This is a genomic window from Allobosea sp. ASV33 (assembly GCF_016428755.1).
In the GTDB taxonomy this organism is placed as follows: Bacteria; Pseudomonadota; Alphaproteobacteria; order Rhizobiales; family Beijerinckiaceae; genus Allobosea.
Genome location: NZ_JAELTI010000036.1, coordinates 1 through 13,363, shown reverse-complemented (window position 1 = coordinate 13,363; position 13,363 = coordinate 1). Strand labels below are relative to the sequence as shown.

The 13,363-nt window shown below is 66.4% G+C and carries 11 protein-coding genes; 2 read left to right on the top strand and 9 right to left on the bottom strand.

Going from position 1 to position 13,363, the window contains the following annotated elements; all coding sequences use genetic code 11:
- Positions 1-108: 108 nt before the first annotated feature.
- A complete protein-coding gene (locus JHD80_RS12760; protein ID WP_199087719.1) occupies positions 109-3,774 on the top strand; it encodes an autotransporter domain-containing protein in 3,666 nt (1,221 codons plus the stop codon).
- Positions 3,775-4,116: 342 nt separating this feature from the next.
- Here JHD80_RS12760 and JHD80_RS12755 read toward each other — a convergent pair whose 3' ends face one another.
- From JHD80_RS12755 to JHD80_RS12720, 8 genes are read right to left on the bottom strand one after another with little or no spacing between them, the layout of a single operon-like run.
- Positions 4,117-5,529 (bottom strand): amidase, encoded by a 1,413-nt coding sequence (locus JHD80_RS12755; protein WP_199087711.1) that lies wholly within the window; start codon positions 5,527-5,529, stop codon positions 4,117-4,119.
- Positions 5,530-5,537: 8 nt separating this feature from the next.
- Complete coding sequence (locus JHD80_RS12750; protein ID WP_199087709.1) at positions 5,538-6,290, bottom strand: SDR family NAD(P)-dependent oxidoreductase; 753 nt, start codon at positions 6,288-6,290, stop codon at positions 5,538-5,540.
- 19 nt (positions 6,291-6,309) lie between these two features.
- Positions 6,310-7,071 carry an SDR family oxidoreductase gene (locus JHD80_RS12745; RefSeq protein ID WP_199087707.1) on the bottom strand — a complete coding sequence of 254 codons (762 nt, stop codon included), beginning with the start codon at positions 7,069-7,071 and terminating at the stop codon, positions 6,310-6,312.
- The gene (locus tag JHD80_RS12740) at positions 7,068-7,901 is read right to left on the bottom strand and encodes a polysaccharide deacetylase family protein (protein WP_199087705.1); all 834 of its coding nucleotides are present in this window, start codon (positions 7,899-7,901) and stop codon (positions 7,068-7,070) included. The genes JHD80_RS12745 and JHD80_RS12740 overlap by 4 nt, the downstream gene beginning before the upstream one ends.
- Positions 7,902-7,912: 11 nt before the next feature.
- Positions 7,913-8,710 (bottom strand): ABC transporter permease, encoded by a 798-nt coding sequence (locus tag JHD80_RS12735; RefSeq protein ID WP_248311534.1) that lies wholly within the window; start codon positions 8,708-8,710, stop codon positions 7,913-7,915.
- Positions 8,707-9,558: an ABC transporter permease gene (locus tag JHD80_RS12730; RefSeq protein ID WP_199087703.1), complete on the bottom strand. Its 852-nt coding sequence runs from the start codon at positions 9,556-9,558 to the stop codon at positions 8,707-8,709. Before JHD80_RS12730 ends, JHD80_RS12735 begins: the two co-directional genes overlap by 4 nt.
- Complete coding sequence (locus tag JHD80_RS12725; RefSeq protein WP_199087701.1) at positions 9,555-10,634, bottom strand: ABC transporter ATP-binding protein; 1,080 nt, start codon at positions 10,632-10,634, stop codon at positions 9,555-9,557. Before JHD80_RS12725 ends, JHD80_RS12730 begins: the two co-directional genes overlap by 4 nt.
- Before the next feature lie 31 nt (positions 10,635-10,665).
- On the bottom strand, positions 10,666-11,691 hold the full coding sequence (locus JHD80_RS12720; protein WP_199087700.1) for an ABC transporter substrate-binding protein: 1,026 nt from the start codon (positions 11,689-11,691) through the stop codon (positions 10,666-10,668).
- A 220-nt stretch (positions 11,692-11,911) separates the two neighbouring features.
- Here JHD80_RS12720 and JHD80_RS12715 point away from each other — a divergent pair, with 220 nt between their 5' ends.
- A complete protein-coding gene (locus tag JHD80_RS12715) occupies positions 11,912-12,451 on the top strand; it encodes a MarR family winged helix-turn-helix transcriptional regulator (RefSeq protein WP_248311533.1) in 540 nt (179 codons plus the stop codon).
- A gap of 55 nt (positions 12,452-12,506) precedes the next feature.
- Here JHD80_RS12715 and JHD80_RS12710 read toward each other — a convergent pair.
- Positions 12,507-13,363: LysR family transcriptional regulator (locus JHD80_RS12710; protein ID WP_199087698.1), on the bottom strand; the 857-nt coding region annotated here is incomplete at its 5' end.

Below are 13,363 nucleotides of genomic sequence, written 5' to 3'. Positions count from 1 at the left end.
GTTTCCGGGAGCTGTAACCGAATGGTTGCCCGGCGATGATCCAGCTCCTCGGGAGCGCGATTCTGTTCACATCGGCAGGCCGCTGAGTGGAACGGGACAAGGGGCGACATGCTGATTTCGGTCGTTGGCGGAACGAAGCGCCGCCTCTTCGTCTCGCCGGCCGTATCGGCATTGGCCTTCGCGCTCGCGTTCCCAGCCGTCGCGGCGGATGTGAACGTCACCTCCAACGTTACGACCGGGATCAATCTTGACACTTTTGTCGGAGCAACCGTCGAGATCGCGCCCGGCGTCTCGGTGTCGAACGTGCTGCTGTCGGGGGCCATCGGCGCGACGACGAGCGCATGGGCACTGACCAACCGAGGCTCGATCTCCTCGACCTCCGCGACCTCCGTTACGCTGCCCGTGGCGGGCTCGTCGGTCGTGAATTTCGGCTCAATCACGGCGATGTCGGCCAACGGCATCATTCTCGCGGGCGGCGGCAGCGTCGACAACCGTGCGGGAGCCACGATCTCCTCCGGCCTGAGCGCGATCGCGATCGGCACGGCGACCGCAGGTGCGGGCTCCGTGATCAATGCCGGCACGATCATCCAGACCGGCGTGGGCGGTGACCTTGTCACGCTGCGCTTCGGCGGGACCGTCACCAACCTGCAGGGCGCGACCATCAGCGCCAGCAACAGCGGCAACGCAGTCTCGGTCGGACAAGGCACATCCCGCACCGTCTTTAACGCGGGGGCGATCACGAATACCGGGGGCAACTTCTCAACAGGCGTCCTGGTCCAGGGCGGACCCTCCACCGTGACCAATACGGCGACGGGGCGGATCAGCGGCGCATTCAACGGCATCTATGCCAGTGCCTCGGCTGGCCTGACGTTGACCAATGACGGCCTGATCGAATCCACCGGAGCAAGCGGAGCGCGCCGCGCCGTCGAAGCGACCGGAGGCGGGTCGGTGGTCAACAACGGCACGATCCGCTCGCTCGCCAGCGATGGCCTTTACTATGCTCGCGCCGGCAGCGTCATCAATCGGGGCACGATTTCCGGCGCCGTCAACGCGATCAACTTCTCCGGAAACTATGCGCGCAGCCTCACCCTCGACACCGGCTCCGTCCTCAACGGCAACGTCCAGGGCGGCACGGGGGTGGACGCCCTCGTTCTGACGGGCAACGGCAGTCAGGACATCGGCAAGGTGCTCGCTTTCGAAGCCCTGACGATGCAGGGCACGAGCTGGCAGCTCCCCGGCAATGGCAGCTTCGCGACCTCCGCCACCGTCCAGTCCGGCGCCCTGTCGGTCGGTGGCACGCTGACGGCCCCCACGGTGAACGTGCAGTCGAACGGCACCCTGACCGGCACCGGCACGATCGCCGGCCCCGTCACGGTTTCCGGCGCGCTGCTCGGTACTTCCGGGCAGACGCTGACCTTGGCCTCCCTGGCTCTCGACCCCACGGCGCGCCTGAACGTCACGCTGGGGAGCGCCTCTCCTCAAACCCTGTTCGCCGTCAATGGGGCGCTGGTGCTCGACGGCACGCTGAACATCACCGCCGCAAGCGGCTTCGGCCCCGGTATCTACCGTATCCTGAGCTATGGCGGCGCCTTCACCGATAATGGTCTCGATATCGGCTCCGTCCCCGCCGGAACGACGCCGGCCGCTTATACCGTACAGACCTCGGTCGCCGGTCAGGTCAACCTCCTCAGCACGGCCACGCTGCCGGCCGGCCCCTTCCAGTTCTGGGATGGCGGCGGCATCGCCAATGACGGCGTCATCGCGGGCGGCTCCGGCGTCTGGAGCGCCACGACGCCGAACTGGACCAACGCCGCTGGCATGGGCAACCAGCCAATGTCCCCGCAACCCGGCTTCGCGATCTTCCAGGGACAGCCGGGCATCGTGACCGTCGACCGCGGGGCCGGCGCGGTGGGCGTCAGCGGCATACAGTTCGCGTCCAACGGCTATACCGTCCTTGGCGATCCGATCACGCTCGCCAGCCCGCAGACCGTGGTCAGGGTCGGCGACGGGACTTTCGCGGGCAGCGGCTTCACCGCGACCATCGCCTCACCTCTCGTCGGCGCCGGCGGATTGACGAAGACCGACCTAGGCCAATTGGTGCTGGCGGGAAACAATAGCTACGCGGGCGCCACCACCGTCGAGGGCGGCTCCTTGATCGTCAACGGCTCGATCGATTCGCCGGTCACGGTCGCATCGGGGGCTCTCCTCGGCGGGTCCGGCTCGATCGGCTCGGTCCTGGTCAACGGCGTGCTGGCCCCCGGCAACTCGCTGGGCACGCTAACTGTCAATGGCAATCTGAGCTTCGGCGCAAACGGCATCTACGCAGCCGAGGTGCAGGGTGCGGCCTCGGACAAGGTCGTGGCGAGCGGCAGTGCCAGCCTGGCCGGCACGCTCAGGCTGGTGCCACTGGGCGGCAGTTACATCTTCTCGTCACCCTATACTTTACTCTCGGCGGCCGGCGGCCTCGCCGGGACCCGCTTCGGCACAGTCGACACGTCCGGTTCCTTCGGTGACGGCGTGACGACCGCGGTGAACTATACGGCAACCGATGTGCTGCTCACGCTGACACCGAAGCCGTTCGGCCTGGGGGTTACCTCGCCCCGCAACGCTGCCGCGGTCGCGCGCGCCCTCGACGGAGCGGTCGCCGCCGGCGGCGACGTATCGCCCCTGTTCGCGATCTACAATCTTCCGGCAGCCGCCATCCCGGGAGCCGTCAATCAGTTGTCGGGTGAGGTCCATGCCGCCGCTCCCGCCATGGCGAACGAAGCCGCTGGAGGCTTCCTGACGACGATGCTCGACGCGGGCGGCACGGGGCGGCTGAACGGCTCGCCCTCGGCTCCGGGGGGGGCGGCCGGTTTCACCGGCGGCCTGCCCTCGAAAACCGATGGCCCCGGCAAACCGAGCTTCGATCCGGCTTTCTTTGCGATGTGGGGGGCGAGTTTCGGTTCGACCGGGCGCACGGATGGCGACAAGGGGATCGGATCCAACCGTCGGACGCTTTCCGACGGCCATCTCGCGGTCGGTGCCGATATCCGGCTCGGTGCCGGCACCGTTGCGGGCGTGGCGATTTCTGGCGGTCGGACGAGCGCCGCTCTCGCGAGCGCGACCGGTAACGCCGACGCTGACGTCTTCCAGCTCGGCATCTATGGCCGCACCTCGCTCGGTCCGCTCAAGCTCGCGGGAGCCCTCGGTTATGCGCGGCTGGACGTCAATACCTCGCGCGCTATTCCAGCCCTGGCGCGCACCGGCATCACGGCATCGTATCACACCCAGGCGTGGAGCGGTCGGGCCGAGGCCAGCCTTCCCATCGGGACCTCGATGGCCGGCAGCGGACGCAGGATCACGATCGCGCCGCTCGTTGCCTTCCAGGCGGTGCAGGCAACCAGCCCGGCGGCGATGGAGCGCGACGGGGGCGGCATCGCCGCGGGCACACTCGCTCTGGCAAGCCACACGGACACGACCAGCCGCAGCGAAATCGGCGTTCAGCTCGAAGGCGACGTGCCGGTGGGCGGCACGCCGATAACCGGCTTCGTCCGTGCCGCATGGGCGCATTATTTTCTGCGTGGCGCGACGATCTCCGCGACGCTCAACGGCCTGACCAATGCGAGCTTCGTGGCCGAAGGCGCCCGGACCGCCCCCGATGCGGCACTGATTGCCGCGGGCATGGACATCAAACTCAGCCCGTCAGTCAGTCTCGGCGCCCGCATCGAGGGAGAGTTCGCCGGAAACGCCCAGCGTTTCGCAGGGCATGTCCGATACAATCTCCGATTCTAATATGACCTCGTTGCGAGTGCGACGGCTGTCTTCCCCTGTTTCGGTGTCAAACGGCGCGCAAAGTTGGGGCTGACGCAATCCCGCTGACATTTGAGATCATTGCGCGCCGATCAGACACACCTGGAGAAGATCGATCCTTCCACGGACGTACATCATCATGAGGTCGCCAGGCAGTTTGGCGCGCAAGGCGTCGAAATCCATGTGGCCGATTATTCCCGGCCTGACACCTTGTCAGCGGCAGTCGAAGGCATCGATCGACTGCTGACAATCTCGTCGACGGCTGAGGACGGCCGGGTCTGCCCAGCATCAAAACGTCAACGTCCCAAGCGACGGTATCCATAGCTACATAACGGCATTGGTAGGTACTTTTGCTGTAGCTGTTGTGAGAGCAATCTGCAGCCTTGCTGCCGCATCGACAAGGTATCGGTCGGCATGCCAGTTGGCGACAAGCTGGAGGCCAATCGGCAGTCCTGCCGAGCTGCGGCCGCACGGCAGCGACAACGCTGGATGGCCGGTGAGATTGAATGGGAAAGTGTACGGATACCACGCGCCGCGGATCGTCTCCGCCGGTTTGCCAGCAATATCTATCTGCCCCAGCGGATCAAGCCCGACCGGCAGGGCCGGCGCCGACAGGGTCGGTGAGGCGATCAGGTCGAAGCGAGCGAGAATCTCCTGCACTTTGGCGAAGCAATCCGTCCGCGCGAACTGGGCCTGGCAGAGATCGACGGCGCTGTAGCCGCGCCCGGCCTCGATAGTTGCGAGCAAGGTCGGATCGAGTTTCTCCGGTGTCTTCTCGGCATGGCTGCCGAGTCGGGCCATTAGCAGGGAACGCAGGAAGACGAGAAAATGCGGTTCCAGCGAAACCAGGTCGAGCTCGATCGGCTCGACGATCCAGCCCAAAGCTTCAGCCTGCCTCATCGCGGCGACGACGGCCGACTCGACATCGGGATCGAGGATGTTGCCGCAGCGCAGGAGGAAGCCAATCCGCGGCTTCTCGCTTTCGCCGAGCCGGCGTTCCGGGAAGGCCGATAGCTGTCCATAGGGATCGCGACGGTCGGGACCGAGAAGCGTCTCGAACATCAGGGCGGCATCGGCGACATCGCGCGCCATCGGCCCGACGAAGGAATTGGCGCCGAAGAGGTCCGGGGCCTGCAGGTTCGGGATCGCGCCCAGCGTCGCCTTCAAGCCGACGACGCCGCAGCAGGCGGCGGGGATGCGGATCGAACCGCCGCCATCGGTGCCGAGCGCGAGCTGCCCCATGCCGGCCGCGACCGCCACCGCCGCGCCGCCCGATGAGCCGCCGCAGGTATGGGCATGACTATGCGGATTGAGCGTGCGGCCGAAGAACGGGCCTTCGGTGAACGGCTTGTGGCCGAATTCCGGTGTCGTCGTCTTGCCGATCAGGATCGCGCCGGCAGCCCGCGCGCGCGCGACCGCGACTGCATCAGCCTTCGGGACGTTGTCCGCGAACAGGGCCGAGCCCTGCGTGGTCGTGACGCCCTCGGTATTGGTCAGGTCCTTGACCGAGAAGGGAATGCCGTGGAGGGCGCCAAGCGCATCGCCGCGCATCACCTTGCCTTCGGCAGCCTTCGCCTCAGTGCGGGCGCGCTCGGCCGGGACCGCCATGAAGGCATTGAGCTCGGCCCTTTCCTCGATGCGGGCGAGCGCGGCCTCAACCGCTTCGAGGGGCGAAATGGCTTTCGCGCGGATCGCGGCGGCGAGGTCGACGGCGGAAAGATCGGCGATATCGGTCATGGCTGTCCTCAGATCATCCAGCGGCCGCCATCGATCAGCAGCGTCTGGCCGGTCACGTAACGGGCGTCCTCGCTGGCGAGGAAGGCGACGCAACCGGCTACATCCTCCGGTTCGGCGATGAAACCGGCCGGCGTCGTCGCCTTGATCTTCTCGATCACCGCCGGCGTCAGCCGGTCATGGGCGCGGGTGCGGATGGCGCCGGGCGCGACTGCGTTGACGGTGACACGATGCGGCGCAAGCTCGCGCGCAAGCGAGCGGGTGAAGCCGATGATGCCCATCTTAGCGGCGGCATAGTCGGTCAAGCCAGCATCGCCGACGAGCGCGGCGTCGCTCGACATGTTGACGATCCGGCCGCCGCGCGCGCGCATAGCCGGCGCGACGAGATGGCTCATTCGCATGGCCGTGAAGAGCGAGACCTCTAGCACGAAGCGCCAGACCTCTTCCTGCGATTCATGGAATTGCGCGGCGCGCTCGCGCCCGCTCTGGCCAACATTGTTGAAGAGGATGTCGACCGGGCCGAAGGCTCCAACAGCACGATCATGGAAATCGGCGAGCACGGCCGCATCGGTGCAGTCCCCGGCCATGGTCAGAAGACGGTCGGCCGGCTGACCGGCGAAGCTTTCAGCGAAACCATCGGCCTCGCGGTCGATCACAGCGACCCGCGCGCCTTCGTCGAGGAAGCGGCGCGCCGTTGCTGCGCCGATGCCGTGCGCGGCACCGGTGATGGCGACGGTCTTGGCCGCGAAGCGCTCGCTCGTCATGGCCGGCTCCCGTTGCTCGCTAATGGAAGGTCCGGCCGCCATCGACGGCGATGGCGGTGCCGGTGACATAGGAGGATTCCGCGCTGGTCAGCCACAGGATTGCGGCGGCGATCTCATCGGGCGAGGCGACGCGCTGGAGCGCATAGCGAGCGCGTACCGCTTCATAGGCGGCTATGGGGTCGGGAGCGGTTTCGATACTCGTGCGGAACAGTTCCGTCTCGACCGCGCCGGGGCAGACCGTGTTGACGCGGATGCCGAACTCGGCGGCCTCCATCGCGAGCGCCTTGGCGGCCATCTGCAGGCCGGCCTTGGAGGCGCAATAGGCGGAGCGGTGCTTCAGCGGCGAGAGGCCGGCGCCGGACGAGACATTGACGATGGTGCCGCCGCCCGCCGCCTTGAGATGCGGATAGGATGCCTGCGCCACCAGCATCGGGCCGGTCAGGTTGACGGCGATGATGCGGTTCCAGTCGGCCAATGCCATGCTCTCGATATCGGCGATGAGATCGATGCCGGCCGAGCTTACGACACCGTCGAACCCCCCGAGCGCGGTGGCGGCATTGGATACGGCGGTCTCGACGGAAGCCGGATCGGAGACATCGGCCCTGAAGGAGACGAACGCATTCCCTCCGAAACGCCCGGCCAATGCCGCCAGCGCCTCCACATCGCGATCGAGCGCTGCGACCCGCGCGCCTTCTTTTACGAAGCGCTCGACCGTCGCGAGCCCGATGCCCTTGGCAGCGCCGGTGATCAGGATGCGCCGGTCGGCGAGCGCCCCGCTCACCGCCTCGCCTCCGCGCGGGCGGTCTCGAGGCCGGGGCGCATGTCGTCGACCATCTCGTCGCAGCGGCCGATCCAGACATTGGGGTGCTTCAGCGCGTGCTCGATCAGCCCCTCTAGCGCCTTGATGCGCGAGGGCTGGCCGATCATCTCGGGGTGCATGCCGACCATCATCATCCGGTCCTCGGCATAGAGCACGTCGAACTCGCCCTTCCACGCTTCGAGCACGGCCGAGGGGGCCTGCATGGTCCGGCCGGGCAGCACGATCGAGTACTGGAAGAAGGGCGCGTCATCGAGCACCCAACGGAAGGGCAATTCGACGATCTTGGTCTCCTCGCCCGCGACGGTGTGGAGATAGGGCGAGTCGTCGTCGAAGAAGTTCGAGGAATAGTCGAAGCCGTACTCGACCAGCATCGGCATGGTGACCGGGCTGATCTCGGCCGCCGGCGAGCGCCAGCCGCGCGGCGCGCGGCCGCTGACCCGCTTGATCGACTGGAAGCCCTTTTCCATCTCCTCGCGCTCCTCCTCGGGCGAGAGGTTGAGGATCCAGGTGTGGCTGTAGCTGTGATGGGCGAGCTCATGGCCGCGCTTCAGGATTTCCTCCATCAGCCCCTCGCGCTGGTCGATGATCAGGCCGGGCACGAAGAAGGTCGCCTTGATGCCGTAGCGATCGAGCAGGTCGAGCACGCGGCCGGTACCGACCTTCCAGCCATAGGCGCCCTGCGACATCAGGATCGGCCGCTCGGCATAAGCCGGGTCGCGGCCAGTCCACATCGTCTCCGCGTCGAGATCGAAGGTGAGGAAGAGCGGGAAACCCTTGGAGGTCAGCGGCATGGCGATTCCGTTCAGACGAAGCGGTGGAAGCCGAAGCGGCGCTCGGCGATGAGGAGCACGATGCCGGTGGCGAGGATGAGCAGCGTCGAGACGGCGGCGACGCTCGGGTCGATGCCCATCTCCACCGAGGAGAAGATCAGCACCGGCAGGGTGGTCTGGCTGGCGCTGATCAGGAAGATCGTGACCGGCACATTGTCGAGCGAGGTGATGAAGGAGAACAGCCCTCCCGCCACCAGCCCCGGCGCGATCAAGGGCAGCGTGACCAGGCGGAACGCCTCGAAGCCGCTGGCGCCAAGCACCCGTGCCGCTTCCTCGACGGCGAGATCGAGCCCCGACAGGCTCGCCAGCGCCGAGCGCACGACATAGGGCACGGTGATGACGACATGGGCGAGCAGCAGCCCGACGAGCGAACCGCGCAGTCCGGTCATGCTGTAGAACTGCAGGAGCGCCACGCCGACGACCACGGCCGGCATCACCAGCGGGGCCATCAGGAAGGAGGTGACGGCTTCAGAGCCCGGCAGCACCTTGCGGAACAGCGCGCAGGCGGCGGCCACACCGAGCACGAGCGAGATCAGCGTCGAGCCGCAGGCCAGGATGAGGCTCATGCGGATGGCCGAGAGATAGCTCGGGTCGCTCAGCACCTTGCCGAACCAGGCGAGCGTCAGCCCCTGCGGCGGGATGGTGAGGTAGGAGGTCGTCGAAAAGGCCGCCAGCACGACGACGATCACCGGCAATTGCAGGAAGGCGACGACTGTGAAGGCCGTGGCGGTCAGGCCCCAGCCGGGGCGGTTCTCGCTCATGTCGCTCATGCCATGCCCGCCCATCGCCTGGTCAATCGGCTCGACAGCCAGATGATCGCGACCGCCATGAAGGTCAGTGCGAAGGAGAGCGCCGAGCCGCTCGGCCAGTCGAGAAGCTGCATGTATTCGTCGTAGATCAGCGTCGCCATGACCTGATAGGTCGGCCCGCCCAGCATGCGCGGCGTCACCAGCGCGCTGATCGTCAGCACGAAGACGAGGATCGAGCCGGCGAGGATACCCGGCGCCGAGAGCGGCAGCGTCACCGCCATGAAGACATGGGCGCGGCTGGAGCCGAGCGTCGCGGCGGCGGATTCGACGTCGCGCGGCACGTTGCGGATCGCCGCGACCAGCATCAGCACCATGAAGGGCAGGTAGATATGGGTGAGCCCGATGAAGAGCCCGACGAAGTTGAACAGCAGCTTCACCGGGGCGGCGATCAGGCCGAGCTGCATCAGCAGGTTGTTGATCAGGCCGCGATTGGCCAGCAGCGCGATCCAGCCGAAGGAACGCACGACGAGATTGAGCAGCATCGGGAAGATGACGAGCAGGATCAGCGGCACGCGCCAGCGCTCCGGTCCGCGCGCGATGAGATAGGCCAGCGGGTAGCCGAGCAGCAGGCAGATCAGCGTGACGGAAAAGCCGAGGCCGAGCGTGCGCCAGATCACCTCGCGATAATAGTCGTCGGTAACGATCTGGGTGTAGTTCTTCAGCGACCAGGCACCTTTGACGAGCCCCGCGCCCGGCTCGTAGACGCCGAAGCTCGTCGGCAGCAGCATCAGCACCGGTACGAGGAAGAACCCCGCCAGCACCAGCAGGAGCGGCGCGACCAGCAAGAGCCCTTGCCGCCGCGACATCATGCCGTGGCGCCTTCGGGCGGCATCGCGAAGACGGCGGCCGGGTCGATGGCGAGCGCGACCGGTGCACCCGCCGTGAGACCAGCTTCCGCTCCGTGCGAGGCGGTTTCCGCGACGATCTCGACGCCTTCCGCCAGCCGCACGACATATTGCACGCGAGCGCCGCTGAAGGAGCGCAGCGCGACCTCGCCGGCAATTTCGCCGGGCTGGGCTAAGCCGCTGCGGATCGCGACCGCTTCCTGCCGGATGACGATATCGACCTTCGCGCCGGCCGGCTGGTCGATGCGCGCGGCCGGGACTTCGACGGCGCCGACGGCAAGCCGGCCGCCCGGGCCTTCTCGCATGGCGACGGAGCCGGCGAGACGGTTCGGCTTGCCGATAAAGCTGGCGACGAAGCCTGTGGCAGGGCGGTGGTAGATGTCCTCGGGCGTCGCGAATTGCTGCATCACGCCCCTGGCCATCACGCCGACGCGATCGGACATCGAGAGAGCTTCACCCTGATCATGGGTGACGAAGAGCGTGGTGATGCCGAGATTGCGCTGCAGGCGCTTCAATTCGATCTGCATCTCGTCGCGCAATTGGGCATCGAGATTGGAGAGCGGCTCGTCGAAGAGCAGCACGCGCGGATGCGGCGCGAGCGCCCGGGCGATCGCGACGCGTTGCTGTTGCCCGCCCGAGAGCTGGCGCGGATAGCGCTCGCCGAAGGCGGCGAGCCTGACCATGCCGAGCGCTTCCCTGACGCGCCTGTCGAGCTCGGCGCCCACGACCTTGCGGCGACGCAGGCCGAAGGCGACGTTCTCGAACACCGTCATATGCGGGAACAGCGCATAGGACTGGAAGACGAGGCCAAGGCCACGCTTGTTCGGGGGCAAGGTGGTGACGTCGTCGCGCCCGATCAGGATGCGGCCGCGGCTCGGCTCGACCAAGCCAGCGACCATGCGCAGGATCGTGGTCTTGCCGCAGCCGGAAGGACCGAGCAGCGAGACGAATTCCCCCTCGGCGATCGTCAGGGAGACGTCCCTGACGACTTCAACCTCGCCATATGACTTGCCCAGCCCCTCGAAGGTCAGCGAGCCCATTACCCGTCCTTTCCAGGTGCCGTCGCGCGGCTCAGCGCGCGACTTCGCGCTGCCAGCGGCGTGTCCAGGTCGCGCTGTTCTTCGCGATCACGTCCGGGTCGATGAACCAAGCCTTCTCCAGGCTTTCGCCGTTCGGCACGATGCTCTTGAGCTTGTCGGAGAGCTTCACCTTGGTGTTGACCGCGCCGATATAGGCCCGCTCGGAGAAACAGCCCTGCCCCTCGGCCGAGAGCACCTGGTCGAGGAACTTGTAGGCTAGTTCGGTCTTGGTCGAGCCCTTGGGCAGGACGACCGCCGGCAGGATGCCGACCGCGCCCTCCTTCGGATAGGCGACGGCGAGCGAGAGGCCCTTGTCCATGGCGACGCCGGCGCGATCCGGATACCAGGGCGCGATCGCGATCTCGCCGCGCTCGAACAGGGACAGCAACTGGTCGGCCTGGGTGTAAAGCACGGCCGAACCCTTCGCGATCGGCTTGATCGCCTCAATGCCGGGATCGATATTGTCGAGCGTGCCGCCCTTGAGCTTGTTCAGCGCCAGCAGGAACTGCAGCCCGGAGGTGCCGCTGATATCGCCGATGGCGTATTTCCCGGCATAGGCCGGATCGGCCAGGTCGAGCCAAGAGGTCGGCGTCGCCTTCACCAGCTTGGGATTGTAGACCAGCGTGGTCGCGCTCACCATCGCGACGACGTAAGCGTCGTCCTTGCCCCAGGCGGTCGGGATCACGTCGGTGGCGTTCTTGAGCTTCGCGCGATCGATCTTGTCATTGAGCTTCTCGTTGGCGGTCTGGGCTGCCAGCGAGTTGTCGATATAGACGATATCCATGTCCGGCTTGCCGGCGGTGGCGCGCAAGGCCGCCGCGAATTGGGAGGAATTGCCGAGCTTCAGCGAGACGGTGGCGCCCGTCGCCTTTTCGAAGGCCGCGACGTGGCAGGCCTTGACGTTATCCGCGAAGGAGCCGCCGAAGGCGCCCACGACGAGCTCCTCGGCCTGTGCGGTGGAGGTGAGCGCCGCGCCGAGGACGGCGGCGGCGGTCGCATGACGAAGCATCTGACGCATGGTTGCTGGTTCCCGTCTGTTGGCCTGCGGCACACCGCTGTTGGCGCGGTTTCCCTAGGTCGACGGAATTCCCCTCCCATCGGCCAAGGGGAGCATGGCACGGCTCGATTTGCCTTTCAAGAAAGATAGATAAAAGATATCTTGACGTGACGACGGTGACGAGGCGGACTTGCATCCTGTCCGCTGGCGTGGTCGGAAAGGGTTGTCTTGGAGAATCCGAATGCGCAACGAGGCCGCGCGTAGCCTGACGTTCGAAACGCCCGATATGCTCTGGCAGAACGACCGCGTCGGCGCCGGCATGCAGCGCTGGCGGCGCGAGTTCCCGGAGGTCGATTGCTCCGGCAAGGCGATCGTTGGCCGGCTGCTGCATCTCAACGAGGTCTTCCAGACGGCGATCAACCGCACGCTCGCGCGGCACAGGCTCAAATATCCGAGTTTCGCGGTGCTCGCGACGCTGCGCGTGCAGGGCACGCCCTATCGCATGTCGCCCAAGGCTCTGCTCGACACGCTAATCCTGACCTCTGGTGGATTGTCGAACCTGCTGCGGCGCCTGGAGAAGGCGGGGCATGTCCGCCGCATGGCAGACGAGACCGACGGGCGTGGTGTGATCGTCGAGCTTACAGAAAAAGGCCGCCTCCTGGTCGAGCCGGCGATGCGCGATCATGCCGAGACGGAACGACGCCTCGTCGCCTTGCTGCCCCTGGCGGAGCAGGTCATGGTTGCAGGCGCGCTCGGCAAGATGATGCTGAGCGCGCACTAACCGAGGCCGTCACGCGCCAACTCCGGACATTCGAGGCTTGCCGGAAAGCGGACTTTCAGCCCAGGCCAGAAGACCGTCCTGATCCTACCTGGTTTCGATAGCGCAAAGCGTCGACAACGACCTTGAAGGCGGGAAGGTTCTGGCGGCGGCTGGGATAGTAGAGGAAGTAGCCGTCGAAGAAGGGCGACCAGTCGTCCAGCACCAGGGCCAGCGCACCTGACGCGATCTGCCGCTCGACGATGTCGTCGGGAACGTAGGCGATGCCGTAGCCGTTCACCGCCGCATCGATCATGGCGTAGGAGTTGTTGAAGGTCAGTTGGCCGCTGACCCGCACACGCAATTCCTTTCCGGCTTTTTCGAACTCCCAAGCATAAAGCCCGCCGGCTGTTTCGTGGCGCATATTGATGCAGATATGGCGCACCAGATCCTGCGGATGTTCCGGGACGCCGTGCGCGGCGAGATATCCGGGCGAAGCGACCGCTACCAGCCGCCAGTCCGGGCCGATGCGAACCGCGATCATGTCCTTCTCGACGCTCTCGCCCAGCCGAACACCCGCATCGAAGCCCTCCTCGACGATGTTGCGGAAGGTGCTGTCGAGGATCAGTTCGACATTGATGTCGGGATAATCCCGGAGGACCGGCCTGAGCTTCGGCCAGACGACACTTTCGAGCGCGTGGTCGGATAGCGTCAGCCTGACAGAGCCCGACGGCTTGTCGCGCAACGCCGTCAGCGCCGCGATCTCGTCCTTGATCTCCGCGATCCGCGGTGTGATCGTCTGGAGCAGGCGCTCGCCCGCGGTCGTGGTCGCGACATTGCGCGTGGTCCGGGTCAAAAGGCGAACGCCCATGCGATCTTCGAGCTGCTTGATCGCGTAGCTGAGAGTCGATTGCGCGACGCCGATTTTCGCCGCCG

Bases quoted from the DNA above. Each gene is read 5' to 3' on its own strand.
- JHD80_RS12760 (WP_199087719.1), top strand. From the start codon at position 109: ATGCTGATTTCGGTCGTTGGCGGAACGAAGCGCCGCCTCTTCGTCTCG.
- JHD80_RS12755 (WP_199087711.1), bottom strand. From the start codon at position 5,529: ATGACCGATATCGCCGATCTTTCCGCCGTCGACCTCGCCGCCGCGATC.
- JHD80_RS12750 (WP_199087709.1), bottom strand. From the start codon at position 6,290: ATGACGAGCGAGCGCTTCGCGGCCAAGACCGTCGCCATCACCGGTGCC.
- JHD80_RS12740 (WP_199087705.1), bottom strand. From the start codon at position 7,901: ATGCCGCTGACCTCCAAGGGTTTCCCGCTCTTCCTCACCTTCGATCTC.
- JHD80_RS12735 (WP_248311534.1), bottom strand. From the start codon at position 8,710: ATGAGCGACATGAGCGAGAACCGCCCCGGCTGGGGCCTGACCGCCACG.
- JHD80_RS12730 (WP_199087703.1), bottom strand. From the start codon at position 9,558: ATGATGTCGCGGCGGCAAGGGCTCTTGCTGGTCGCGCCGCTCCTGCTG.
- JHD80_RS12725 (WP_199087701.1), bottom strand. From the start codon at position 10,634: ATGGGCTCGCTGACCTTCGAGGGGCTGGGCAAGTCATATGGCGAGGTT.
- JHD80_RS12720 (WP_199087700.1), bottom strand. From the start codon at position 11,691: ATGCGTCAGATGCTTCGTCATGCGACCGCCGCCGCCGTCCTCGGCGCG.
- JHD80_RS12715 (WP_248311533.1), top strand. From the start codon at position 11,912: ATGCGCAACGAGGCCGCGCGTAGCCTGACGTTCGAAACGCCCGATATG.